We start from the raw sequence: 25,213 nt of genomic DNA on the forward strand, positions 1-25,213 counted from the left end.
AAAACTGTCTTTATTATCTTCTGCTTCTTGTACTAGAACTAGTTCTACTAGATCTAGATGGAGCTTTTGTGCTACTTGATGTTCTAGAACTGCTTCTTGTTGATGCAGCTCTACTTTTAGATGAACTACTTCTACTAGGAGTTTTTGTTACTCTTATAGTTGTTCTGGTAGTGCTTCTTGTAGCTCTACTATTAGTACTTTGTGGTTTTCTATTAACCGTTGTAGTTCTTTTAGTAGTGATTCTAGCTGGTGTTTTAGCAGTACTTCTTGTATTACCAACTCTGCTATTTGTTCTGCTTTTTGCAGGAGTTTTATATGTTGTAGATCTCGTAACAGATCTAGATGTGTTAGGGTTTCTACTAGTTGTTCTAGTTACAGTAGTAGATCTAGTATTAGCTCTGTTATTTCTATCTATAACAGTTTTATTACTTTTTCTTGAGTTTTGTACAACAGCTCTAGAGTTTGTTCTAGCAATGCCAACTGTTCTGTTACTTCTTGTAGTTACTCTGTTATCATTTCTGTACACTTTAGAAGATCTGTAATTGTCTCTATTGTTGTATTTATATGATTTACCAACTCTTACATAAGATTTTCTATAATTGTTTGTATAAGGTCTATAATACGTATATCTAACAGGAGCATAATACCTTCTGTATGGTCTTGGTTGTACTAAACAAAAGTTAACTGCTGGTCTATGAAAATAACTATTGTATCTGTTAAATGTAAAATTTCTGTTATACCTGTTAATATATCCTCTGTGATAATCATAAAATCCTCTACTATTATAGTAAACATACATACCTCCAAGCCTGTGAACTCTATTGTTTCTGTAATTAATGTTTACATCACCAATTTGTTCTACTCTTCCGTAATAGTCATAATAAATAGGAACATTTTCTACTTGTATTACAGCTCCGTAATCATCATACTGTACATATGCATTATAATTGTAACCTGTATTAAAGGTGATATTTGCGTTTCTGCCTAAATTTATATTAGCATTTACATTTACTCTATTATCAATAAAGAAATCAAACTCACCATCTGGGAAAACTGAAAATGTTACGCCGTTCTCTACAAAAGTAAAAGAGTTGTTTTGTAATAAAGTATTGCTGCTTGCAACCTTATTCTCTGTGTTTTCTGTAGTTACAGCCATTGTACTAAATGTACCAACTAAAAGTGCTGTAAAAAGTAATACTGATTTTTTCATACTATAAGGTTTTATAAATTCAGAATGCAACTATTTACATTCTGATATTTATATTACAAACAGCGTGCCAAAAAACAGTTTTTGTATTTAACTATTTGATTATTAGTAAATTAATTTAGTTTAATTTTTCCTTAAGATATTTAGCTGTAAACGATTTTTTACTTTTTGCAATTTGCTCTGGAGTACCAGTAGCTATTAATTGTCCTCCTTTTGTACCACCTTCTTGCCCTAAGTCAATTATAAAATCTGCACATTTAATTAAATCTATATTGTGTTCTATTACAACAACAGAGTGTCCTTTATCTAAAAGAGCATTAAAAGATTTTAGTAATTTTTTTATATCATGAAAATGTAAACCAGTTGTTGGTTCATCAAAAATAAATAAAGATTTGTTGGTTGTTTTACCTTTTACTAAAAATGAAGCTAATTTAATACGTTGAGCCTCACCACCAGATAGGGTAGAAGAAGACTGCCCAAGTGTAACGTAACCTAAACCAACATCTTGTAAAGGTTTTAGTTTGTTCATTATTTTTAATTGTTGATGCTCTTCAAAAAAGGCAATGGCATCATCAATAGTCATAGTTAAAACATCATCTATATTTGCGTCCTGAAATTTTACCTCAAGTACTTCTTTCTTAAAACGTTTACCATTACAAGCATCACAAAGTAAATGTACATCTGCCATAAACTGCATTTCTACAGTTATTTCACCTTCTCCTTTACATTTTTCACAACGGCCGCCATCTACATTAAAAGAAAAGTGCTTTGCTTGGTATGCTCTAAGTTTGCTTAATTTTTGTGAAGCAAATAACGCTCTAATATCATCATAAGCCTTAATATAAGTTACAGGATTAGATCTAGAAGACCTACCAATAGGGTTTTGGTCTACAAACTCTACATTTTTTATATCCTTATATTCTCCTTCTACAGAAGTAAATTGTCCGGCTTTTTCTCCGTAGCCTCCAATTTCTTTTAATACTATAGGGTAAAGTAATTTTTTAACCAATGTACTTTTTCCGCTACCAGATACCCCTGTTACCACAGTTAGTATGCCTAAAGGAAAAGTAACATCTATATTTTTAAGGTTATTTTCTCTTGCGCCATTTATTCTAATAAAATTGGTAAAGTTTTTTCTTTTTTTAGGTACTTCAATTTTTTTAGTGCCATTTAGGTAACTAGCAGTTAAAGAGGTAGATTTTAAAATATCTTCCATAGTACCATTTGCTACAACCTCTCCACCATGTGTACCCGCCTCAGGACCTATATCTATAACCTGGTCTGCGGCATTCATTATATCCTCATCATGTTCTACAACAATAACAGTGTTACCTAGGTCTCGTAAAGATTTTAAAACATCTATTAAATTTTCTGTGTCCTTTGGGTGTAAACCAATACTTGGCTCATCTAATATATACATAGACCCAACCAAGCTACTGCCTAAAGATGTTGCTAAGTTTATACGTTGACTTTCACCACCAGATAATGTATTAGATTTTCGGTTTAGTGTTAAATATGTTAATCCTACTTTATTTAAAAAACTAAGTCTTGTAGTTATTTCCACCAACAAGCGTTTTGCAATTTGTGCATCATGTTTATTTAGCTTAACCGAGTCAAAAAAATCTGTTAGCGTATCTATAGGTAGTTCTACTAGTTCTGATATGCATTTATCATTAATCTTAACATAGTCTGTCTCTGGACGTAAACGTTTTCCTTTACATGTAGCACACTTAGTTTTGCCTCTGTACCTAGAGAGCATAACACGGTTTTGTATTTTGTAACTCTTTTCTTCTAACATTGCAAAAAAGTTATTTAGGCCTGTAAAATATTTATTACCGTCCCAAACTAATTGTTTTTGCTCTTCTGTAAGTTCAAACCAAGGTTTGTGTATAGGAAAATCAAACTTATATGCAGCAGCTATAAATTCATCCTTATATTTGCCCATACTTTCTCCTTTCCAAGGAAAAATTGCACCCTCATAAACAGACAACGCAGTATTTGGAACAACTAAATCTTGGTCTATACCAATAACATCACCATAGCCTTCACAAGTTGGGCAAGCACCAAAAGGATTGTTAAAACTAAATAAGTGTACGTTTGGCTCTATAAATTTAATGCCATCTAACTCAAACTTATTGCTAAAAGTAGTTTGTTTACCTGTTTCTAATTCTTCAATAATACAATTGCCTTCACCTTCAAAAAAAGCAGTATCAACAGCATTTGCTAATCTATTATAAAAATCTTCATCATCTTTAGTTATAATTCTATCTACCACCAAATAAAACTCTCTATCCATTTGTGTAATAGAATCGTCTATACGTAAAACTTTACCTTTGTGTTTTATTCTGGCATACCCTTGTTTAGAAAACATTTCTAAAGCTTTTAAAGGCTCTCTATCTTCTTTAACCTTAATAGGAGCAAGGAGTAATAGTTTTGTATTTACACTATACTCTTTAATAAAGTTAACAACATCTGTAACAGTGTGTTTTTTTACTTGCTTACCAGAAACGGGAGATATTGTTTTACCAACCCTAGCATACAATAGTTTTAAGTAATCATAAATTTCTGTTGTAGTACCTACAGTAGAACGTGGGTTTGTAGAGTTTACTTTTTGCTCTATAGCAATTGCAGGAGCTATACCTTTTATATAGTCTACTTTAGGTTTGTCCAATTTACCTAAAAATTGGCGTGCATATGAAGATAAACTTTCTACATACCTACGTTGGCCCTCTGCATAAAGTGTATCAAAAGCAAGGCTAGATTTACCAGAACCAGATAAACCAGTAATAACAACAAGTTTATTTCTGGGAATTACAACATCTATATTTTTGAGGTTGTGCAGTTTAGCACCTTTAATAATAATATTATGTTTTGGGTCGACGTCTAAAAGTGTATTCATATCCGTAATTAATACTGTAAAGATACAATTTGTACCTTTTAATAACCATAAAAGACGCTTTTACATCAAAAATAGGGGTAATCACAACATAGATTTTTTGCGAACCTCTTATTTTATATATATTTGAAGTGTAATTAAACTTATAGGCCTATATAGCGAACATTACTTTTTTAAAATTATTAAACACTATTAAATGAACTTATTCCCATATAGGGAGGCGGTACGCATTAAATAACCAAAAAAAGTAACTCGAAATGGATCTACAAATTGAAGACTCAGTATTAGTAAAAAAGTATATTACAGGAGATGAAAAATCTCTAGAAATATTAATTAATAGACACAACCAAAGAATTAGTAGTTTTATTTACTCTAAAGTATTAGATAGAGACATTACTGAGGATATATTTCAAGATACTTTTATTAAAGTGATAAAAACTTTAAAAAAGGGTTCTTATAGTGAAGAAGGTAAATTTTTACCGTGGGTAATGAGAATTGCACACAATTTAATTATAGATCACTTTAGAAAAAATAAGCGTATGCCTATGTTTGAAGGTAGCGATGATTTTAATATTTTTTCTGTAATAAGTGATGATAAGTTAAATGCAGAAAAACAATTAATAAAAAACCAAATTGATTCTGATTTAAAAGTTCTTATTGAAGAATTACCAGAAGATCAAAAAGAAGTTTTATTAATGCGTATCTACAAGGATATGAGTTTTAAAGAAATCTCTGAAAATACAGGAGTTAGCATAAACACTGCATTAGGAAGAATGAGATATGCTTTAATTAATATGAGAAAAATAATAGAAAAGCACAACATCGTTTTAACGAATTAATAGGTTTTTAACCTAAGAGTATAATATTTCTAAAATAGTAGCGTTATCTTACTATAACAATACTATTTTATATGGAAAAAATTTACTCTAAACAACAAAACAACTCTTGTGCAATAATGGCAACATCTAAAAGTACAGTTCAGTTTTTACTGAATTATTCTAAATCGATGAATGTAATTACATACAATGAGATGCAATTTGAAAACATTTTGAACTAAAAAAAGAGCCTTAACGGCTCTTTTTGGTTTTATAATATTCTTCAATCACTGTTTTTCTCCCTATTGTTTTTGTAATTATATCTTTATCTAAATCCCAACCTCTGGCTGGAGAATACTCTCTACCGTACCAAATAATTTGCAAATGTAGATCGTTCCATAATTCTTTAGGAAACAATCTTTTTGCATCTTTTTCTGTTTGTATAACATTTTTTCCATTTGTAAATCCCCATCTGTACATTAGTCTGTGTATGTGGGTGTCTACAGGAAATGCAGGTATTCCAAAGGCTTGTGATACTACCACTCCTGCTGTTTTATGTCCAACAGCTGGAAATTTCTCTAACTCATCCATATCTTTAGGAACAATGCCATTGTGTTTTTCTATTAACATTTGTGATAAACCGTGTATTCCTTTGGCTTTCATAGGAGATAAACCAACAGGTTTAATTATGTCTCTAATTTCATCTACAGTTAATTTAACCATATCATAAGGGTTGTCTGCCTTTGCAAATAGTAATGGCGTAATTTTATTTACACGTACATCTGTGCTTTGTGCAGACATTAAAACTGCAATTAATAAAGTATATGGATCTTTATGGTCTAAAGGAACTGGTATTGTAGGGTATAGTTCTTTAAGTTTGTTTATTGTAAAAGTAACTTTTTCTGCCTTGGTCATTTTTGATTAGCTTTACTAAAAATTAGAAAAAACGAATTTAAATAATTTACTTATGAATACTTTAAAAGTAGGTGATAAAGTAGCAGATTTTACATCTAAAGATCAAGATGGTAATGCTGTAAGCTTATCTGATTATAAAGGAAAGAAATTAATTGTATTTTTTTATCCAAAAGCAAGTACTCCTGGTTGTACTGCAGAAGCTTGTAATTTAAGAGATAATTATAAAGAATTGCAAGCGCAAGGGTATGAGCTTTTAGGTGTTAGTGCAGATTCTGCTAAAAGACAATCTAATTTTAAAACAAAGTATGAGTTTCCTTTTCCGCTATTGGCAGATGAAGACCATACGGTGTTAAATATTTTTGGTGTTTGGGGTACAAAAAAGTTTATGGGTAAGGTTTACGATGGTATTCATAGAAAAACATTTATTATTGATGAAGATGGTGTAGTAACTAAAGTTATAGACAAGGTTAAAACCAAAGACCATGCAGCACAAATATTAGAATAAAAACATTAAAAAAAGCCACATTTAAAATGTGGCTTTTTCAATTATTTTTTATCTGCCTTACGTACAAATAACTCTTTTCGTTTTATAATTTCGGCAATACCTTCTGGTAACATTTTTTCCCAGTCTTTATCTCCGTTGGTAATTTTCTTTAATACATCTCTAGAGAAGATATGTAATATCTCTGGGTCATAATCAAAGATATCCATTACCTTGCCGTTATACTTAAAGAATTTGTAAAGCTCTTTCATTCTTGGGTGTACTTTAACGTTGTTACTTGTCATAATCTGACCAGTTTCTTCGTTTTTCATTGGGTATAAGTATACCTTTAAATCTTTAAAGAATAATTTGCCAAATGCTTCAAGTATACCGCCACTTAAATGTCTATAATACTTTTCATCAAAAACCTCTACAAGGTTATTAACACCCATAGTTAAACCAATTTTAGCTTTTGTATAATTATTAAAGTATTCTACAAGTCTAAAATATTCCTGAAATTTAGATATCATTACTGTATGGCCAAGAGAACATAATAGTTCTGCTCTATCCATAAAATCTTGCTCATCTATTTCTCCACTAGCTTTTAAATTGGCAAGTGTAATTTCAAAAATTACAATAGTTTTGTCAGGGTTTACTGTTTGTTCACTCATAAAAATATTATGAGATTTTTCAAACATATCCATATTTACTTTGGTTACTGGTCTGTAACTACCACGTAACGCTAGTATATTTTTTTTGTAAAGTACAGCAGCTGGTAAAAGGTTATTACCATCAGGGCCAAACATAACGGCATCCGTCATATCATTCTTAATTAGCTGTAAGCTAATTAGTCTATTGTCTACTTTTTCAAAATTTGGACCAGAGAAATTAATCATATCAATTTCTACAGTATCCTTATCTATATGGTCATAAAGGTATTTAAGTAGTTTACGTGGTTTGTGATATTTGTAAAACGCTCCATAAATAAGGTTAACACCTAAAATTCCTAAAGTTTCTTGTTGCAACCTAGCTTCGTTTTGCTTAAAACGAACGTGCATAATAATCTCGTCAAACTCTTTCTGGTCTGGATCTAACTGAAAACGGATACCAACCCAACCGTGACCTTTGTATTTTTTGGCAAAATCTATAGTAGCAACAGTGTTTGCGTAAGAGAAAAATAAACGTTCTGGGTGCTTTTCTCTACTAATACGTTCTTCCATTAATCCCATTTCATGAGAAAGCATTGTTTTTAAACGTGCTTGGGTAACATATCTACCATCGTTTTCTACGCCATAAATAGCGTCACTAAAATCTTTATCATACGCACTCATTGCTTTGGCAATGGTTCCAGATGCGCCACCAGATCTAAAAAAGTGTCTGGCAGTCTCTTGTCCGGCACCAATTTCTGCAAAAGTACCGTAGATATCAGGATTTAAATTTATTCTTAGGGTTTTGGCTTTAGTAGAAGGAATATTCTCAAAAGCAAAATCTTTTTTTAAGACTGATGACATTCTTTGTTGTTTTTTACGGTATACAAAGTTAACAAGATAGATTTATCTATTAAATAAATATGTTATAAATTTGATAAAAAAGGCCGAATTGTTAAAAATCACATTTTTGGGTACAGGAACATCTCAAGGAATACCAGTTATTGGTAGTAAACATCCTGTATGTTTAAGTAAAAATCCAAAGGATAAAAGATTAAGAGTATCTGTTTTAATTTCATGGGAAGAGTACAATTATGTAATAGATTGTGGTCCAGATTTTAGACAGCAAATGTTGCAAAACCCTATACCTAGTTTAGATGGTATTTTGTTTACTCATGAGCACTCAGACCATACTGCAGGTATAGATGATATAAGACCATTTTTCTTTAGACAAGGGGATATACCTATATATGCAGATAGACAAGTAATTGAAGCTCTTAAAAAGCGTTTTGCTTATATTTTTGCAGATATTGACAGGTATCCTGGGGCTCCTGCTGTTGCTATACATGAAATTAAAGAAAATACTCCTTTTAAGTTAGGAAATAAAGTAGCTATACCTATAAAGGCATTACACAATAGGTTAGAAGTATTTGGTTTTAGAATAGATGATTTTGTTTATTTAACAGATGTAAAAAGTATTTCTAAAAAAGAGATTGCAAAATTAAAAGATGTAAAAGTATTGGTGGTAAATGCATTACGTATAGAGGCGCATCATTCTCATTTTAATTTAAAAGAAGCATTAGAGTTTATAAATACAGTAAAACCTAAAACAGCTTACTTAACACATATAAGTCATTTATTAGGTTTTCATGCAGAAGTAGAAAAATCTTTGCCAAATAATGTACATTTGGCCTATGATAATTTAACCATAAACATTTAGAATAATACCAAATGAAAAAGTATTTATATTTATACCTATTTATTTTTGCAGCTTTAATTGCATTATATCAGTTTGTAAGTGCTAATAAAATGATTGATGCTACTAATACGAAGTTTGCTCAGTTACAAGATAAAATTGAGAGTCTTGAAACTAAAAATACTAGACTTGAAGATTCCATACAGCAGTCTACTATTAATATGTTAGATCTTAAATACTTTTTATTAGAAAATAATGATGATGCGTTAACAAGTTTTGATCATTTAAGGTTAGAAAACCCTGCAAGATATATTGAAGATAAACTAATAGAAACCAATGAGTCTAAAGGAGATAATCCGTTAGTGCCTTACGCTGGTATGGAAGGTAATTTTAAAATTAACAAGATAAAAGTTTTAAACCACAAATGGATTATTGCGGATTTTTCTGATGGTAAATATTGGGGTGAATTGTTAATTAAGTATAATCTTAAAGATGATTTAGGAGTGGATTTTACAATGATGGATCATTTATTATACAGAAGAGATTAGTCTTTTTTACAAAAAAAAAATAACCCCCTGAATAAAATATTCAGGGGGTTATTTTTTTGTAATATTATTTTTAAATTTTATCAGATAACCATTCTTTAAAAGAATAAAAACCTTGTGGAGAAACACCATGACCAACAGGGTATTCTTCATAAGTACACGCTATACCTAAACCTTTTAAATAATTAGGTGTTTTTTGTGCCCAGCTAATTGGTATTACTTGGTCTACAGTACCGTGAGAAGCATAGATATTTAGTTTGCTAGGGTCTTTATCTGTCCTTAATTTGGCTATTAAATTCTCATTAATATATCCACTAAGTGCAATTACATTTTTTACTTTTTCAGGATAACAAATTGCTGTAGCGTAGCTTAAAATTGCACCTTGACTAAAACCTAAAAGTGTAACATTACTTTCATCTAAATTATAGGCTTTACAGGCCTCATCTATAAAAACAAGTATTTTTTCTATAGATTCTGCGGCTTGCTCGTCATCACTCCATTTTCCTTTTTCCGCATCAAAATTTATGGCATACCAAGCATTACCATATGGTTGCATAGGGTAGGGAGCACGTACAGATATAATGCAAAGCTCTTTTTGTAATTCTGTAGCAAAAGAAAAAAGATCTTCTTCATTACTGCCGTACCCGTGTAGCATAAATAAAACGGGTGTTTTTTCTTGTTCTACAGTTGCTGGTTGTATAATGTGTTCTAAAGATAAAGGTGCTGTAGTCATACTAATTTATAAAAGTGAACCATTTTTGAGAAGCTTTTCCTATAAGCGGAATTGCTTGTTTTTTGTTATTTAACATACCAATAAAACCATAGGTCCATAATACTATGTAAGAGATGTACAAACCAGCCGAAGCATATAAGTTTAACCATTGGCTTATAAATAGCGCAAAACCTAAAAAAAATAAATTTAAACCAAAGTTTTGTCTAATATGAAAACGAGCAAAATCGTGCTTATCATCCATATTCATAGTAATTGCAATTAAGGTGCCTACACCAGTTAGGTAAGCTACTATTGCTGTAGTTTTTCCTTTAGGATTTGTACTCATTATATTTTTTTGTGCAAGGTAAAAATTTTGTAAAAAAAAAGAGGTCTAATTAAGACCTCTTTTTATTTTTTATTATTTGTATTGTAACTTTTTAAAAAAACAATATGCTTGTAACTATTTGCCAAATACCTAATGCAATAGCTGCCATACCTAATTTCCCTTGTAAAGGTCTTAGTTTAGCTAATAAAACTTCTCCTTTTGCTTTTGCTTCTTCATTTTTAGCTAATAAATGTTTGTTTATCATTCCATAACCTAAAATAAATCCTAAAGCAGCCAAAAGTACGTTTACAGCTAGCCAAGTTATCCAGTATATTGGACTGGTAGTTAATATACCTAATCTTAATATACAAGAAATAATCCCCCAGACTCCCCAAATACAAAATGCCAAACCTATCCAACCTTGGTAAGGTGTAATTTTGTCTAATAGTTCTTGGGCATTTGGCTTTTTAGATAATAGTAAAGATGGTGCGGCTAAAATACCTAGTAGTATTAAGGTAATTCCAAAAATCATAATTTATTAATTAGTTGGTTAAAAAAAGTTGACTATCTTTTAGTCTATTTAATAACGCAACTAAATACCTTAAAGTATTGCCAGGCTATCACAATTTAAAATTCCAAAAACTTGACCTTTTAATTTTTCTTTAAAAAACATACAGTTTTTAGCAGTGCTAATAGATGTGTTTTTATCAAAAAAATGCAATGTATCTTCATCAAACAAAGTAAAACAAGCCTTAGCTCCTTCCTTTATTTCTGGCTTTTGTAAGCCGTAACGTTCTCTTCCTTTTGTTAAAATTTGTACAGTAGTTTCTGTGTTAAAAATAGTATTTAACATACCAAATGATGATTCTAGACCAATGGTACCATAAGCTGCATTATCAAATTCAACTTTTTTCTGTTCTATATCTAACGGTGTGTGGTCTGTGGTTACAAAATCTATTGTACCATCTGTTACACCACTAATAAGGGCTTCAATATCTTTATTAGTTCTTAAAGGAGGTAGTACTTTATAAGTGGTATCAAATTCAGTTAATTTTTCATCGGTAAAAAGTAAATTGTGTAATGCTACGCTACAGCTTATATCTAATCCTTTTTTCTTAGCTTCGGCTATTAGTTTAACAGATCCTGCAGTAGAAATTGTAGGTATGTGTAATTTACCACCGGTATATTCTAAAATAAATAAATCTCTGGCTACTTGTAACTCTTCTGCTAATGCCGGAATACCTTTTAACCCTAAACTTGTAGATACTTCACCTTCGTTCACAATTCCTTTTCCTGCAATTTTTGTGTCTAACGGAAAAGAATAAATTAACCCGTTAAAATTTTGTGCATATTGTAGTGCTATTTTTAAAAGGTTAGAGTTGGTTGTAGCTTTTTTATAATCAGAAAACCCAACAGCGCCAGCGTTTTTCATATCATACAATTCCGCTAAATCTACAGTTTCACTATTTACAGTTAATGCACCTAGCGGATGTAAATTTGTTACTTCTTCTTTGGCTTTATCTTTAATATAAGCAAGCGTAGAGCTAGTGTACGGAATTGGATTGGTATTTGTGTTTAAAATAATATCTGTAAAGCCACCTTTAGCAGCAGTTTTTAATCCGTTTGCTATTGTTTCTCTTTCTTCAAAACCTGGTTCTCCAAAACACACACTAGTGTCTAGCCAACCAATAGATATACATAAGTTTTTTTTAGATATAACCTTTGTTTCTTGCTCTGGAGTTATTGCATCTGCAATTTTACTTATAACACCATTTTTAACTAAAATATCTTTAGTTTTTAGGTGAATATCCTTGTTTGAGTTATCAAAAATTTTGGCAGATTTTATTAATATATTCATTTAAAATATTTTTGAATAAGAACTTCTAGTATTACAAAAAACAAAGCAAAAATAACAAACCATTTCCAAAGCTCATGTACCTTTTGGTTATTTTCTAAATTGGTTAATAATTGACTAATACTATTGCTTTCTGTACTATTAATTATAGTGTTAGTGTTTATGTATTGTAGTTTACTTTCTTCCCTGTTGTAATTAAAACTTATAGTACCTAAATCTATATTTCCTTTTTTAATAGTGTATATACCCGCATTTTTTGGGGCGTTTGTAAACGTTAATGTAGTTTTGTTGGTAAACGCTTGTTGTTGTGGAATAATTTCAGACTTATCTTTTACAATTTTTAAAACTACATCTTTATCTAATGTTGTTTCTATATCTAAATTAGTAGGTTTATTAATTGTGGAATACAGCTTAGGAATATTAAAACTATTGTAGCCAATGTTGTATATTGTTGGTACTATTAGTGGAGACCCTTTAAAGTTAGAGTTTTCTGTAGATAAACTACTAGTAAAAAAATAAAAGCCATTTGCGCCTAATAAAAAAGGTGATCCGTCTTGATAATTTAAAATTGATGGGGAAGTAGTTGATACAATAAATGAGCTATTAACAGTTGGATACTGAAAGTTTGTAACTCTTTTTTGAAACACATTTTTATATAAATTATGAGAAAAATTAATACCAGTAATTTTACGCTCTATTTTGGTAATTCCTTTAATATTTGTGTTAAAATAATTAAATAGTAATGCATTGTAGTTTTTAGGTTCTACCTGTAAAGAAGGTATTACTAATAAACTACCTCCATTTTTGGTAAATGCAATTAAAGCATTTTTTAATGATTCTGGTATGGAGTTAATCTCATTTAAAACAATTAAGTTTTGACTAGTAATTTTACTGTAGTTTAATTGATTTAGTGTTGTTACAGAAGTCGTAAACTCATCATTAGACAATATTTTATTTAAAAAATTAGTTTCTGTGTTTGAAATTATTAATGCTTTTATTTTTTCTTTTTTATTAATGGTAAAATAAAAGTTGTTGTCGTATAATAAGCCGGCATCAGTAAGCTCTATTCTGCCATTTATTTTTACATTTTTTGGTAACGTAAATTTTACTTTTGCTTTTTTTGTTTTATTAAATGCAGCAGATGTTTTTGCTATTAAAGTATCATTATTATATAATGCCACAGCAGTATTATTGGCGTTTTTATTAGCAGTTAAATTAGCGCTAAGTTCTATGTTTGTTGCATCTGTATTAGAAACGTATACACTATCTATACTAATATTTGTAAAAGTGTTAGGTTGTTGTTTAACTGTATAAACGTTTATATTTGCTATACTGTCTATTACGGCAGAATTATTTTTTTTCTGAAAATCTGATATAATTATAAAGTCTTTAATACTACTGCCATTACTGCTAAAAAGTGTATTTGCTTTTAATATAATATCTTTTAATTGTAGTTGGTTGCTACTAAACTCTAACGACAACAAATTGTTTTGTATTTCCTTTAAAACAACATTTTTATAAGTATCAGTATTGGTAAAAAGACTAAATTCTTTTTCTTTAGGAGTATTTTTTATGAGCTCTTGTATGGTATTTTGTAAAATACTTGTACCATTATTTGGTGCTTGCATACTAAAAGAATTGTCTATATAAATAATAGTTTCTCTTTTTTTAAATACATCTTTTTTGGCGAAATACGGCTGGGCAAAAGCAATTATTAAAGAAGTAAATAATAAAAGTCTGGTACATAAAAGTAACAACTTTTTTAAGTTTTTAGCTTTTTTAGACTGTGTTTTTACCTTTTGCAAGAGTGCAACATTGGTAAAAGGAGTTTTTTTAAATCTTCGGAGTTGAAAAAGATGAATAAATATAGGAACTAATAGTAAAAATAAAGCCCAAAGAAGATCCGGATATTTAAACTGCATTCCTTAATTTGATTTGTCAAATATAATGAAATTGATGCAAAGCAAATAATACTTTAGCAAAAGAAAAAATAATCTTTTACTGTGTTTAATTTAAGGGTATTAAGGTAAGCCCTTATGCTTGTTTGTTCTTTATGGTTAGCAACAGTAATAATAATTTGCAAATCTTTTACTTCTTTAACTGTTGTAAAGTGTTGTAGTTTTATATTATAAATGTTTTTACCTATTTTTTGTTGGTTGTTACAAACCCAGGTAAAGTTTATATTTTTAGTTTGTAGTTTTTTAGCAATTTCTTTCCCTTTTTTACCAGCACCCCAAACAATTAGATTTTTAGTTGCTTTGTACTCTAGCTCTAAAAAATAATCAAGTTTTATGTCTAAAAAGTAATTTTGAGCGTAATGATCACTAGTTCTAGAGGTTCTTTTACTGTAATCTCTCCATTTATGTAAAATAATATTACAAGGTATACATTTAATATTGTGTTTGTAAAATCTAAATGCTAAATCATAATCTTCAGGATAAGTAGTAGGGTTAAAAGCATCCACCAAATCAAAGTCAGTTTTATGTACCATCCAACACGGAGAAGGTATTACGCATTCTTTATATATTTCAGAATAGTTATTACCTGTTTCGGTTAGCTTGTTTAACCATTCCTCGTACTTTTTATAACCATCATTTACCCCATTTTTAGCAAAATATTTTACTTTACCAATAGCTATATGTTTTGGGCCATTTGTTAATAGTGTAGAGAGCATAACTTCAATCTTATTAGGTAGCATTATATCATCAGAATCCATTCTAGTAATATACGTGCCGCTACTTAACTTATAGGCATATTGTAAGGCACTAATAATACCCTTGCCTGTATTTAATGCAGATTTTATTCTTTTGTCTTTTACAGCGTATTTTTCTAATATAATAGCACTTTTATCTGTAGAGTGATCATTAATTGCAATAATTTCCCAGTTAGTGTATGTTTGAGAAATGATTGAAGAAATACACTCATCTAAAAATTTCTCAACATTTTTAAAAGGAATTAAAATACTTACTAGAGCGTTATGCATAGCACTATTGTTTTAGTGCTTTGGCTATAGCTTCTTCTGCTAAAGGAGCCATAACTTGATATCCTTTTTTATTTGGATGTACGCCATCACCAGAGTGTTCTTTTTTTAGCCCATAGTCTTTGGTAGCCATAGCAGAAAAATAATCTAAATAAATTAAATTATTATCTGCAGCATAAGCTTTTAGTTTTTTATTTAAGGCTGGTATTTTTATATTAGGTTCTTTGTTAGGAGACCAAGGATAATCAAAAGCGGGTAGCGTAGAACAAATAATTACTTTTATATTATTTGTAGTGGCAAGTTCTGCCATACTTTTTATATTATTTGTAATTTCCTCTAGAGTAGTAGGACCAGTATTTCCAGCAATATCATTTGTGCCAGCTAATATTACAACAACTTTGGGTTTTAGGTTTATAACATCTTGCCTAAAACGTATAAGCATTTGAGGTGTAGTTTGTCCGCTTATTCCTCTATTAATAAAATTTTTATTTTCAAAAAAGCTAGGCATCGCATTACTCCAACCTTCGGTTATAGAATTGCCCATAAAAACAACTCTGTTATCACTTTCTGTTGGAGCTTTAAGTTCTTTATTTGCCTGTTTATATTTATTTAAATTAGCCCAATCTTGAGCTTTAGAATTACACGACATAAAAAAACATAAAATTAAAATATAAACAGTATGTACTATTTTCATTTCTTTTTTGCTTGATGAAAACACCAAGGTACTAAAAATAAAAATATAGTTAACAAAATTAAATATTAGGGGTAGGTAATCCTTAATATATAATTAAATTTATGCTGTTTTATATTTTTTTAATGTTTGCGTTTAAGCCTTCTACAATACCAAGAATATTATTAATTGTTTCTGTAAAATGATGCTTTATTAAATCATTGGGGATACGAATAGTTGTAAAGCCATTTTTAAAAGAATGCATTGCTTCTTCTAAATCGTTTATTGCTTGTTCATGTGTTAACATATGGTACTCGGTATCAATTTCTATATTTAGTTTAACTCTAGAAATAGCTATATCTATAGATTTTTTACCGTCCCACCATTCTAGCATTGGTGTTAAGCCTCTTTCTTTAAGACCATAATATAACTGTATAGCTTCTTTAGGCGTATTGTTTTTTATAATAAGCCTGTTTAATCTCACTTGATGCTTTGCACATAACTCAACTCCAAATGCATCAATAGCATTTTTATGGTCAATATAGCTTAGCTCTTTCTTACATTCTAAACATGTCATTAATAGTAGGTTTAATAAGGTTTGGGATTATTATAACCGTGCTTTTTTAGGTTTATTATTTACGTTTCGATGAAATACACACAAGTTTTTGATTTTTAGATGAAATGCACACTTTTTAGACATTAACATGTGGTTTATGCCTGATTCTAATGAAATATAAAATAGTGATGTTTGTTAAATTATTATGAATATTTGTTAAAAATAAGCTAAATTATTGTTGAAAATTTATATTTGAATAGCCAACCAAAGTTATTAGTATACAAATGAATTATAAAATCACACTATACATAGTGTTTATTACTATGTTTACTGTTCCACTTCACTTATGCAGTCAGTCATCAAGTAGTAAACTTACAAAGCACGATGAGGCTATTTATCGATGGTTTGATAAACAAATTGGGTTAGAAAATACATTATTATATAATGGATATTTAGATGATGGAGATGCTTATTTTGAAAAAGAAAATGCTTACAAGGATAGTCATAGGTACTATAATCAGTTTGATTTTTATGAAGGATCATTAATTTATGATAATCAGTTCTTTAATAACATTAATATTAAATACGATTTATTTGAAGAAAGTTTACTACTTACTTTAAAAAACAGTGATAATAATTTAAGAACTATAAGGCCATTAAATAATAAGGTAAAAAGCTTTTCTATTGATGATAAATATTTTGTAAATATTGATTTTTTGGAAAACAATGGTGAGGTATTAAAAGGTTATGCAGAATTATTACTAAATACAGCAAATTTTAATTTTTACAGAAAGCATTTTAAACAAAAAAATGAAGTTTGGTCTACAGGTAAGCTACAATATAAATTTTCTTATAAGTCTCAAGATTTTTTATACTACAAAAATGAGTTTATAAGAATAAATAAAAGCCGGCAATTATTTAAAATTTTTCCTGAATATAAAAAGGTAATTAAGGAATACTCAAACGGAAAAATGAACAATGACAAAAATACTATTGTTCTTTTGAAAAGGTTAAACATGTTAATGAGTAAAAAAGCTAATTCTTTATAGATGAAAAAATTTACTATAATAGTTTTAATACTAATTTTTTGCAATAAAGCATCTTCTCAAGAAAAAGAAAACTTAATTTCTTTAGATTTTAATAGTTCTTCAATAGAAGAGGTTTTAAATAAAATAGAGAGTGTTTCTGAGTATAATTTCTATTTTTCTAATAAATGGTTTCTCAATTTAAAAATATCAGGTAAGTTTAGTGATGCCAACTTAACCACAGTTTTAGATAAAATTTTTGAAAATACAGATTTAAACTATTTTATAATTAATAAAAATGTTTACGTTTTACAAAACAGAGTAATTTATAATAAACTACCTAGTAGCTTTGATGAGCCAATTTATGATAGTATTAGCAAATTAAAACCAAAAGTTAATTTGCAAAATCCTGTTTTTATAAGTAAAAAAAATAAAGATATTGAAAATGATTTTGTAGAAACGATTAGGATTGGAAAGTCCAACTTAAATGATTTAAGGGATAAATTTATTTTAACGGGTTATGTTAAACAACATTCAAGTAAATTACCCTTAGCCGATGTAACTATTTATGTTAAAAATAAAAATATTGGAGTTTCAACAAATAGTAAGGGGTATTATAAATTAGAATTACCTAAAGGAATAAACCTAATAGAAGTTAGCTCTATAGGAGTTAAAAAACAAGTAAAAAGAGTTTTACTGTTTAATGATGGGAATTTAAATTTTAATTTACTTGAAGATGTTGAAGAGTTAGATGAAATTGTTTTAGATGGTGAGCAAGATCAAAATCTAGAAGAGACTTTAATGGGTACATCTGAGGTAGATTCCGAAGAGTCTAAAAATATACCTTTAGTATTAGGGGAAAGAAATATCCTAAAAGTTGCAACAACATTACCAGGTATAACAACAGCAGGAGAAGGAGCTACTGGCTTTAATGTTAGAGGAGGAAAAACAGATCAAAATTTAATACTTTTAGATAACGCTGTTATCTACAATCCATCTCATTTTTTTGGTATTTTTCAGGCTTTAAATCCATTTACTACAAAAAGTCTAAAAGTTTATAAAGGGAGTATCCCTTCAGAATTTGGAGGACGATTGTCTTCTGTTTTTGATATCAAATCCAAAGAAAGTAATGTAAATGATTTTAAAGGAGAGGCATCTATAGGTCCTATCACTAATAATATTGCAGTAGAGATTCCGGTTATAAAAGATAAATCATCATTAATGTTAGGTGGCAGATCTACTTATTCAGATTGGGTTTTAAAATCATTAAATGATGATAATTTAAGTAAAAGTAAAGCAAATTTTTATGATTTAATTGGAAAATATAATTATAAAATTAATGATAATAATGATCTTAAAGCCACTGCATATTACAGTAAAGATGTTTTCAGTATCACTTCAGATTCTTTATATAGTTATAATAATACTTTGTTTTCTTTAAGTTGGGATAATAAGATAAATAGTAAAAATTTAGGAAGTTTATCATTATTCAACACTAACTATGGCTTTAATATAGATTATGAAGGAGAAACAAATAACGATTTTACTTTTGATTATGGAATTAGAGAAACAGGATTTAAATATAAAATAATTTATTTGTACAATAACAAGCACAAATTTAACTACGGTATAACAAGCAAATTATACAATGTAACTCCTGGTAATAAACAACCAATTGGTGAAGATTCTGATGTAGAAACAGTTAGTTTGGATAAAGAAAAAGGGGTAGAATCAGCCATTTTTTTAGCAGATGATTTTGAGGTTAACAATAAATTAATGTTTAATTTGGGGGTTAGATATTCAACTTTTACAGCCTTAGGGAGAAACACTACAAGAGTTTACAGAGAAGGAGAACCTAAAAGTGATGAAACAGTTGAGGAGGAAATAAACTTTGGCAATAATGAAAAAGTTAAAACTTATGGAGGTATTGAAACTAGAATTGCAGCTAGGTATTTGCTAAAAAATAATTTATCTATTAAAGGTAGTTATAATAAAATGTATCAATACATACATACTTTATCAAATAATACAACAGGATCTCCAATTGATACCTGGAAATTATCTGACTATAATATAAAACCACAAAAAGCAGAACAATTTACTTTGGGCCTATATAAAAATATAGATGGAAATGATTACGAAATTAGTTTAGAGGGTTATTATAAATTATCTAAAAATGTACCCGATTTTAAAACAGGAGCCCAACTAAATTTAAATGAAAATATTGAAACTGAAATTTTACAAGGAAAAGGAAAGGCCTATGGTGTAGAATTTTTAGTGCGTAAGAATTCAGGAGATGTTAATGGCTGGTTAAGTTATACGTATTCTAAATCTTTAATACAGTTAAACAGTAAATATCCCGAAGAACAAGTAAATGGCGGAGATTATTTTCCTGCTAATTATGATAAACCTAACAATTTTAATTTAGTTTCCAATTACAAAGTAACAAGGCGATTTAGCTTTTCTGGAAATTTTACTTATCAAACTGGTAGACCTGTAACATATCCAACAGGTAATTTTACATATCAAGGATCTAACTATACAACCTATAGTGAACGTAATAAATTTAGAATACCAGATTATTACAGACTAGATTTAAGTTTTAATGTAGAGGGAAATCACAAACTTAAAAAAATAGGTCATAGTTTTTGGAATATTTCAATCTATAATGTTTTAGGAAGAAATAACCCATATTCTGTTTATTTTGTTACAGATAATGGAGAGGTAAAAGCTTATAAAAGTTCAATTTTTTCTATTCCAATACCAACAATAACGTATAATATAAAATTTTAAACTTTATGAAAAATTATATAATAAAACAATACAGAGTTGTACACACACTTTTAGTTTTATGTATTTTATTAATTGGTTGTATAGAAGAGTTTACACCAGAAACAAAGGACTACGAGAGTCTTTTGGTAGTTGAAGCAGTATTGACAGATGAATATAAGTATCAAAAGGTAAAATTAAGTAGAACCTTTAAGTTTGAAGAGGAAGGAGCTAAAAAAGAAGAAGGTGCTGAAATTTTTATTTTAGATAACTTAAATAATAAGTATAATTTTAGTGAATTAGAGCCAGGTGAGTATGTGTCTGATGTAGCTTTTAAAGCAGAAAAAGAAGAATATCAATTGTTTATTAAGACAGCAAATGGTAAAGAATATGTATCATCGCCAAATACATTAAGTGAGGGGAGTGGTATTACTAACTTATTTGGCAAAATAACTACAAACTCAGACAAAGTAGAGGGTGTTTCTTTTGTTGTTAATGTTCAGGAAGCTTCTGGTGATGCAAAATACTATAGATACGAGTACGAAGAGACACATAAAATAATTGCCCCGTGGTATAGAAATAGAAGGGCTGTGATAGTTTCTGAAAATCCGCCTCAAATAGAAATAGAATACAAATCTGATCAAATTGGAAAAATTTGCTATAGTACAGCCATATCCTCATCTATGATTATAGCTTCAACAGAAGGTTTAAATAATGGTCAATTAGTGGATTTTCCAATAAGATTTCTAGAAAGAGATGATTATAAGATTTCCAACCGTTATTCAATCTTGGCAAAACAATATGTTATATCTAGAGAAGCTCATACTTTCTATAAAACTTTAAATGACTTATCTAGTTCAGAGAGTTTATTTTCTCAAATACAACCCGGATTTTTAAAAGGAAATATAGAGAATATTAATGATGAAAGTGAAAAGGTAATAGGATTTTTTGAGGTTTCATCTGTATCCTCCAAAAGGATATTTTTTGAGTATAATGATATTTTTACAGATGAGGTTTCAAGGGCTAAATATCCTTTTAGTTGTTCTTTTATTGCACCTGAAGAAATTAACAGGGTAATTAATATTATTAAAAATAAGTCACACACATGGGTAACTGATGAACCAGAACTTTGTTCAATAGAATTTTGTCCTTACGGTAATATTGAATCCGGACCTAATGTATATGTTTCAATTGCTTGTGGAGATTGTACCGTTTTTAGTAGTAGTATTGTCCCAGATTTTTGGGAAGATTAAAAAAAAAGAATAATGAAAAAATTATACAAAGTTTTTATTTTTTGCCTTTTAGTTCATTTATCTAATAATCTACTTGGTCAACAAAATTACAAAACCAAAAGTGTTTCAAATGCTTTAAAAGAACAAGTCTATATTCATTACAATTCTAATTTACTGTTTGTTGGTGAGTATGCACATTATACAATGTATTGTACATATTTAAAAAATCAAAAACCTAGTGAAATCAGCAAAATTGGTTATGTTGATTTAATAGGGGAAGGTAATAAAGTTGTTGTTACTCAAAAAGTTTTTTTAAAAAATGGTATTGGTAGAGGAGATTTTTTTATACCAACTTCTGTTGCTAGTGGAAACTATAAAATTATTGGTTACACAAGTTGGATGAAAAATAACAAAGTGTCAGCATTTTTTTCAGGAGACATAATTATTATTAATCCTTATCAGGAAAACCAAAATATAAACTTTGTTTCAAAAACAAATATGCCTTCTAATACAGTAAAGTTTATTGGTGAAAATTTAAATAAAGGAGATTTAAATATAGAGTTTTCTAAAAATGCATACAACAAAAGGGCAAAAGTAACACTGCAACTATTTCCAGAACAAAAACATATAAACGGTACTTATTCTTTATCTGTTCATAAAACTAATGCAATTGTTTTAAATTCTCAGGAATATTCTAATAATTACAATTCCTTTAAGGATGAGATTAATCCATACGTACTGCTAAAAGAAGAAAAAGATATTACTTTACCAGAATTACGTGGAGAAATTATAGAGGGCAATATACAATCAATTAGTGATTCTATACCAATTAATAATATTTCGGTTTGTATCTCTATACCAAGCAAAAAAGGATATTTTTTTAAAAATTCTAAAACTAATAATTTGGGTGAATTTAAATTTATTATAGATAAAGAATACGATACCTCAAAAGCAATTATACAAGTATTTAATAAAAATAAAGAAAATTACACCATAAATATTAACAATCCTAAACCTGTAAATTTATCATCTCTAACCTATAAAAATCCGTCAATTCCTTTTTCCGCAAATAAAGAAATTAAAAAAAGAAGTATTCACAATCAAATAGAGAATGCATATTTTGAGCTTAAACCGGATTCTATTTTGGTAAAAGATAAAATTTTGCAATTTACTACAGAAAATAAACTTACTTACCAGTTAGATGATTATACTCGTTTTAAAACAGTAAAAGAAACATTGGTAGAAATAGTAAATAATGTCTGGTCTAAAAAAATTGGCGATGATAAATATATTTTCCAAGTTAGAATGGTAAATAGTAATAATGATTATTTTGATTATTCTAATATTAAAGCACTTGTAATTGTTGATGGTATTATGGTTCAGGATCATACAATACTAATGAATTATGATGCTAGAAATATAGATACTATTAGTATAGTAAGGAATAAGTATGTATATGGTGAGGAAATTTATGAAGGAATAATAGAAATTAATACAAAAAAAGGAGATTTTAAATTGCCTTACTCTAGTTTAGGTATTTTAAATTATAGCTTATCTCCTCCAACAAAACATTTAATCTATTATAAACCTGATTATGATAATTTAGAAAATAAAAAAAATATTCCAGATTTAAGATATCAATTACTTTGGCAACCATATATTAGTTTTGATACTAAAAACATTAAGAAGATAGAGTTTTACACATCAGATATTACAGGAGAATTTAAAGCAACTCTAAGAGGATTTACCAATGAGGGCGAAGACGTTTTTTTTGAAAAATATTTTACGGTAAATTAATTTCTCAAAAAAATTATTGTCAATAAATAAAATTTTTTTAATATTGCTATAACAATGAAAGCAAACAATATAATTATTATCGTATTAGTCATTATTATCTCTCTCGGGGGATGATGCGGTCTTATATTGATTTTAAGAAAAGCCTGTGTCATACTAAAATTGACACAGGCTTTTTTTTGTTTTTAACGTAACTAAAACCATAATACATTTAAACTATTAAAGTAAATAAAATAGCTGAATGTGATACATTTTAAGGTTTTAAAACACTGAATATCAGATTTTTAAATAAATATATGGTGAGTTGAATTTATACTAAAAAACATTGTTAAAAAAATGAAGAAAGTGAAAGAATTATATTTGAATAGTAAATTATATTCAATAAACAATAAGAATTACAAGATATAGCCAAATGGAGTTAAATAAGTACAGTAAAAATGTAACACAAGATCCAACACAACCTGCAGCACAAGCAATGTTGTACGGTATAGGTTTTAAAGATGAAGATTTTAATAAACCTATTGTGGGTATTGCAAGTACTGGTTACGAGGGTAATCCGTGTAATATGCATTTAAATGACTTGGCTAAAGAAGTTAAAGAAGGTGTAAATACAAACGAGTCTGTTGGTTTAATATTTAATACTATTGGCGTAAGTGATGGTATTTCTATGGGTACACCAGGAATGCGCTTTTCATTACCTTCAAGAGACATTATTGCAGATTCTATGGAAACTGTGGTACAAGGTATGTCTTATGATGGTTTGGTAACCGTTGTAGGTTGTGATAAAAATATGCCAGGTGCTCTAATGGCAATGATTCGTTTAAATAGACCATCTATTTTAGTTTATGGGGGTACAATTGCTTCCGGTTGCCATAATGATAGAAAACTAGATATTGTTTCTGCGTTTGAAGCTTGGGGAGAAAAGGTAGCTGGCACAATGCAGCAAGAGGAGTTTGGTTGTATCATTAAAAAAGCAATACCTGGTGCAGGTGCTTGTGGTGGTATGTACACAGCAAATACAATGGCTTCTGCTATAGAGGCGTTGGGTATGTCTTTACCATACAATTCTTCTAATCCTGCAATTGGTAAAGAAAAAAAACAAGAGTGTGTAGAGGCTGGTAAGCAAATGTATCATCTACTTAAAAATGATATTAAACCTTTAGACATTGTTACCAGAAAATCATTAGAAAATGCTATTCGCCTAGTTACAATTATGGGTGGTTCTACTAATGCAGTATTACACTTTTTAGCTATCGCAAGAGCAGCAGATATAGATTTTACGCTTCAGGATTTTCAAAAAATTAGTGATACCACACCTTTTATTGCAGACCTAAAACCTAGTGGTAAATATTTAATGGAAGATGTACACCGTATTGGTGGTATTCCGGCTGTGTTAAAATATTTATTAAAAAACGGATTATTACACGGTGACTGTTTAACTGTTACTGGTAAAACATTGGCAGAGAATTTAGAAAATGTGCCAGATTTAATAGAGGGACAAGATGTTATTCGTCCTCTAGAAAATCCAATAAAAGCAACAGGCCACTTACGTATGCTGTACGGTAATTTGGCAGAAAATGGTTCTGTAGCAAAAATTACAGGTAAAGAAGGATTATTATTTAAAGGTACAGCTAAAGTTTTTAATAGTGAGTATGATGCTAATGATGGTATTAGAGATGGTAAAGTTAAAAAGGGAGATGTAGTCGTCATTAGGTACGAGGGACCAAAAGGCGGACCAGGAATGCCAGAAATGCTTAAGCCAACAGCTGCAATTATGGGTGCTGGTTTGGGTAAAGATGTAGCCTTAATTACAGACGGTCGTTTCTCTGGAGGTACGCACGGTTTTGTTGTAGGTCATATTGCGCCAGAAGCCCAAGACGGTGGTACTATTGCTCTTGTAAAAGACGGTGATATTATTACAATAGATGCAGAAACTAATGCTATTAATGTAGATGTTACACCAGAAGAATTGGCTAAACGTAAAGCTAATTGGGTGGCTCCAGAATTAAAATTTAAAAAAGGTGTATTGTACAAGTACGCTCGTTCAGTATCATCTGCAGCCCAAGGTTGTGTTACAGATGAGTTTTAATAAA

Annotated in this window: 21 protein-coding genes; 9 read left to right on the forward strand and 12 right to left on the reverse strand. The window is 29.3% G+C overall.

Translation table 11 applies throughout. The annotated features are described in order from the left end of the window. Positions 1 to 13: 13 nt before the first annotated feature. Both BFJ87_RS13525 and uvrA read right to left on the reverse strand, forming a co-directional pair. A complete protein-coding gene (locus BFJ87_RS13525; protein WP_077405613.1) occupies positions 14 to 1,210 on the reverse strand; it encodes a hypothetical protein in 1,197 nt (398 codons plus the stop codon). Positions 1,211 to 1,325: 115 nt separating this feature from the next. Next, the gene (uvrA, locus tag BFJ87_RS13530) at positions 1,326 to 4,106 is read right to left on the reverse strand and encodes an excinuclease ABC subunit UvrA (protein WP_077405616.1); all 2,781 of its coding nucleotides are present in this window, start codon (positions 4,104 to 4,106) and stop codon (positions 1,326 to 1,328) included. Between the two features lie 254 nt (positions 4,107 to 4,360). Here uvrA and BFJ87_RS13535 point away from each other — a divergent pair, with 254 nt between their 5' ends. Then, positions 4,361 to 4,942, forward strand: coding sequence for an RNA polymerase sigma factor (locus tag BFJ87_RS13535; RefSeq protein ID WP_077405619.1), 582 nt, complete (start codon positions 4,361 to 4,363; stop codon positions 4,940 to 4,942). Positions 4,943 to 5,170: 228 nt separating this feature from the next. Here BFJ87_RS13535 and BFJ87_RS13540 read toward each other — a convergent pair whose 3' ends face one another. Beyond that, complete coding sequence (locus BFJ87_RS13540; protein WP_077405622.1) at positions 5,171 to 5,833, reverse strand: endonuclease III domain-containing protein; 663 nt, start codon at positions 5,831 to 5,833, stop codon at positions 5,171 to 5,173. Positions 5,834 to 5,885: 52 nt separating this feature from the next. On the opposite strand from BFJ87_RS13540, the gene bcp reads away from it, so the two are divergent. Beyond that, complete coding sequence (gene bcp, locus BFJ87_RS13545; RefSeq protein ID WP_077405625.1) at positions 5,886 to 6,338, forward strand: thioredoxin-dependent thiol peroxidase; 453 nt, start codon at positions 5,886 to 5,888, stop codon at positions 6,336 to 6,338. 41 nt (positions 6,339 to 6,379) lie between these two features. Here the strand turns inward: bcp and BFJ87_RS13550 are convergent, their stop codons facing one another. After that, positions 6,380 to 7,825 carry a nicotinate-nucleotide adenylyltransferase gene (locus tag BFJ87_RS13550; protein WP_077405628.1) on the reverse strand — a complete coding sequence of 482 codons (1,446 nt, stop codon included), beginning with the start codon at positions 7,823 to 7,825 and terminating at the stop codon, positions 6,380 to 6,382. Positions 7,826 to 7,931: 106 nt separating this feature from the next. On the opposite strand from BFJ87_RS13550, the gene BFJ87_RS13555 reads away from it, so the two are divergent. Both BFJ87_RS13555 and BFJ87_RS13560 read left to right on the forward strand, forming a co-directional pair. Beyond that, positions 7,932 to 8,681: an MBL fold metallo-hydrolase gene (locus BFJ87_RS13555; protein WP_245799636.1), complete on the forward strand. Its 750-nt coding sequence runs from the start codon at positions 7,932 to 7,934 to the stop codon at positions 8,679 to 8,681. Between the two features lie 11 nt (positions 8,682 to 8,692). Then, positions 8,693 to 9,205, forward strand: a complete 513-nt coding sequence (locus BFJ87_RS13560; RefSeq protein WP_077405634.1) for a hydrolase — start codon at positions 8,693 to 8,695, stop codon at positions 9,203 to 9,205. Positions 9,206 to 9,275: 70 nt separating this feature from the next. Here the strand turns inward: BFJ87_RS13560 and BFJ87_RS13565 are convergent, their stop codons facing one another. The 8 genes from BFJ87_RS13565 to BFJ87_RS13600 all read right to left on the reverse strand — a co-directional run bounded on the left by BFJ87_RS13565 (position 9,276) and on the right by BFJ87_RS13600 (position 16,321). Beyond that, a complete protein-coding gene (locus BFJ87_RS13565; protein ID WP_077405638.1) occupies positions 9,276 to 9,935 on the reverse strand; it encodes an alpha/beta hydrolase in 660 nt (219 codons plus the stop codon). A gap of 1 nt (position 9,936) precedes the next feature. Further along, positions 9,937 to 10,260, reverse strand: a complete 324-nt coding sequence (locus tag BFJ87_RS13570; RefSeq protein ID WP_077405641.1) for a hypothetical protein — start codon at positions 10,258 to 10,260, stop codon at positions 9,937 to 9,939. Positions 10,261 to 10,351: 91 nt separating this feature from the next. After that, positions 10,352 to 10,771, reverse strand: coding sequence for a hypothetical protein (locus BFJ87_RS13575; protein WP_077405644.1), 420 nt, complete (start codon positions 10,769 to 10,771; stop codon positions 10,352 to 10,354). A 69-nt stretch (positions 10,772 to 10,840) separates the two neighbouring features. Continuing rightward, positions 10,841 to 12,097 (reverse strand): dihydroorotase, encoded by a 1,257-nt coding sequence (locus BFJ87_RS13580; protein WP_077405647.1) that lies wholly within the window; start codon positions 12,095 to 12,097, stop codon positions 10,841 to 10,843. Then, the gene (locus BFJ87_RS13585; RefSeq protein ID WP_077405650.1) at positions 12,094 to 14,016 is read right to left on the reverse strand and encodes a BatA domain-containing protein; all 1,923 of its coding nucleotides are present in this window, start codon (positions 14,014 to 14,016) and stop codon (positions 12,094 to 12,096) included. Before BFJ87_RS13585 ends, BFJ87_RS13580 begins: the two co-directional genes overlap by 4 nt. 53 nt (positions 14,017 to 14,069) lie before the next feature. After that, positions 14,070 to 15,077, reverse strand: a complete 1,008-nt coding sequence (locus BFJ87_RS13590) for a glycosyltransferase family 2 protein (RefSeq protein ID WP_077405653.1) — start codon at positions 15,075 to 15,077, stop codon at positions 14,070 to 14,072. Between the two features lie 4 nt (positions 15,078 to 15,081). Further along, positions 15,082 to 15,768 carry an SGNH/GDSL hydrolase family protein gene (locus BFJ87_RS13595; RefSeq protein ID WP_139344253.1) on the reverse strand — a complete coding sequence of 229 codons (687 nt, stop codon included), beginning with the start codon at positions 15,766 to 15,768 and terminating at the stop codon, positions 15,082 to 15,084. Between the two features lie 109 nt (positions 15,769 to 15,877). After that, entirely contained in the window at positions 15,878 to 16,321 is a 444-nt protein-coding gene (locus BFJ87_RS13600) for a hypothetical protein (protein ID WP_013622305.1), read from the reverse strand. 263 nt (positions 16,322 to 16,584) lie between these two features. Between BFJ87_RS13600 and BFJ87_RS13605 the strand changes: the two genes are divergently transcribed. The 5 genes from BFJ87_RS13605 to ilvD all read left to right on the forward strand — a co-directional run bounded on the left by BFJ87_RS13605 (position 16,585) and on the right by ilvD (position 25,209). Next, the gene (locus tag BFJ87_RS13605; protein WP_139344254.1) at positions 16,585 to 17,349 is read left to right on the forward strand and encodes a hypothetical protein; all 765 of its coding nucleotides are present in this window, start codon (positions 16,585 to 16,587) and stop codon (positions 17,347 to 17,349) included. Then, complete coding sequence (locus BFJ87_RS13610) at positions 17,350 to 20,118, forward strand: carboxypeptidase-like regulatory domain-containing protein (protein WP_077405659.1); 2,769 nt, start codon at positions 17,350 to 17,352, stop codon at positions 20,116 to 20,118. A 5-nt stretch (positions 20,119 to 20,123) separates the two neighbouring features. Further along, positions 20,124 to 21,347 carry a DUF4249 domain-containing protein gene (locus BFJ87_RS13615; RefSeq protein WP_077405662.1) on the forward strand — a complete coding sequence of 408 codons (1,224 nt, stop codon included), beginning with the start codon at positions 20,124 to 20,126 and terminating at the stop codon, positions 21,345 to 21,347. Positions 21,348 to 21,359: 12 nt separating this feature from the next. Continuing rightward, on the forward strand, positions 21,360 to 23,123 hold the full coding sequence (locus BFJ87_RS13620; protein ID WP_077405665.1) for a hypothetical protein: 1,764 nt from the start codon (positions 21,360 to 21,362) through the stop codon (positions 23,121 to 23,123). A gap of 409 nt (positions 23,124 to 23,532) precedes the next feature. Further along, positions 23,533 to 25,209 (forward strand): dihydroxy-acid dehydratase, encoded by a 1,677-nt coding sequence (gene ilvD, locus BFJ87_RS13625; RefSeq protein WP_077405668.1) that lies wholly within the window; start codon positions 23,533 to 23,535, stop codon positions 25,207 to 25,209. Positions 25,210 to 25,213 lie beyond the last annotated feature (4 nt).

This window comes from Cellulophaga omnivescoria (assembly GCF_001999725.1).
GTDB lineage: Bacteria > Bacteroidota > Bacteroidia > Flavobacteriales > Flavobacteriaceae > Cellulophaga > Cellulophaga omnivescoria.

Bases quoted from the DNA above. Each gene is read 5' to 3' on its own strand.
- BFJ87_RS13525 (WP_077405613.1), bottom strand. From the start codon at position 1,210: ATGAAAAAATCAGTATTACTTTTTACAGCACTTTTAGTTGGTACATTT.
- uvrA (WP_077405616.1), bottom strand. From the start codon at position 4,106: ATGAATACACTTTTAGACGTCGACCCAAAACATAATATTATTATTAAA.
- BFJ87_RS13535 (WP_077405619.1), top strand. From the start codon at position 4,361: ATGGATCTACAAATTGAAGACTCAGTATTAGTAAAAAAGTATATTACA.
- BFJ87_RS13540 (WP_077405622.1), bottom strand. From the start codon at position 5,833: ATGACCAAGGCAGAAAAAGTTACTTTTACAATAAACAAACTTAAAGAA.
- bcp (WP_077405625.1), top strand. From the start codon at position 5,886: ATGAATACTTTAAAAGTAGGTGATAAAGTAGCAGATTTTACATCTAAA.
- BFJ87_RS13550 (WP_077405628.1), bottom strand. From the start codon at position 7,825: ATGTCATCAGTCTTAAAAAAAGATTTTGCTTTTGAGAATATTCCTTCT.
- BFJ87_RS13560 (WP_077405634.1), top strand. From the start codon at position 8,693: ATGAAAAAGTATTTATATTTATACCTATTTATTTTTGCAGCTTTAATT.
- BFJ87_RS13565 (WP_077405638.1), bottom strand. From the start codon at position 9,935: ATGACTACAGCACCTTTATCTTTAGAACACATTATACAACCAGCAACT.
- BFJ87_RS13570 (WP_077405641.1), bottom strand. From the start codon at position 10,260: ATGAGTACAAATCCTAAAGGAAAAACTACAGCAATAGTAGCTTACCTA.
- BFJ87_RS13575 (WP_077405644.1), bottom strand. From the start codon at position 10,771: ATGATTTTTGGAATTACCTTAATACTACTAGGTATTTTAGCCGCACCA.
- BFJ87_RS13580 (WP_077405647.1), bottom strand. From the start codon at position 12,097: ATGAATATATTAATAAAATCTGCCAAAATTTTTGATAACTCAAACAAG.
- BFJ87_RS13585 (WP_077405650.1), bottom strand. From the start codon at position 14,016: ATGCAGTTTAAATATCCGGATCTTCTTTGGGCTTTATTTTTACTATTA.
- BFJ87_RS13590 (WP_077405653.1), bottom strand. From the start codon at position 15,077: ATGCATAACGCTCTAGTAAGTATTTTAATTCCTTTTAAAAATGTTGAG.
- BFJ87_RS13595 (WP_139344253.1), bottom strand. From the start codon at position 15,768: ATGAAAATAGTACATACTGTTTATATTTTAATTTTATGTTTTTTTATG.
- BFJ87_RS13600 (WP_013622305.1), bottom strand. From the start codon at position 16,321: ATGACATGTTTAGAATGTAAGAAAGAGCTAAGCTATATTGACCATAAA.
- BFJ87_RS13605 (WP_139344254.1), top strand. From the start codon at position 16,585: ATGAATTATAAAATCACACTATACATAGTGTTTATTACTATGTTTACT.
- BFJ87_RS13610 (WP_077405659.1), top strand. From the start codon at position 17,350: ATGAAAAAATTTACTATAATAGTTTTAATACTAATTTTTTGCAATAAA.
- BFJ87_RS13615 (WP_077405662.1), top strand. From the start codon at position 20,124: ATGAAAAATTATATAATAAAACAATACAGAGTTGTACACACACTTTTA.
- BFJ87_RS13620 (WP_077405665.1), top strand. From the start codon at position 21,360: ATGAAAAAATTATACAAAGTTTTTATTTTTTGCCTTTTAGTTCATTTA.
- ilvD (WP_077405668.1), top strand. From the start codon at position 23,533: ATGGAGTTAAATAAGTACAGTAAAAATGTAACACAAGATCCAACACAA.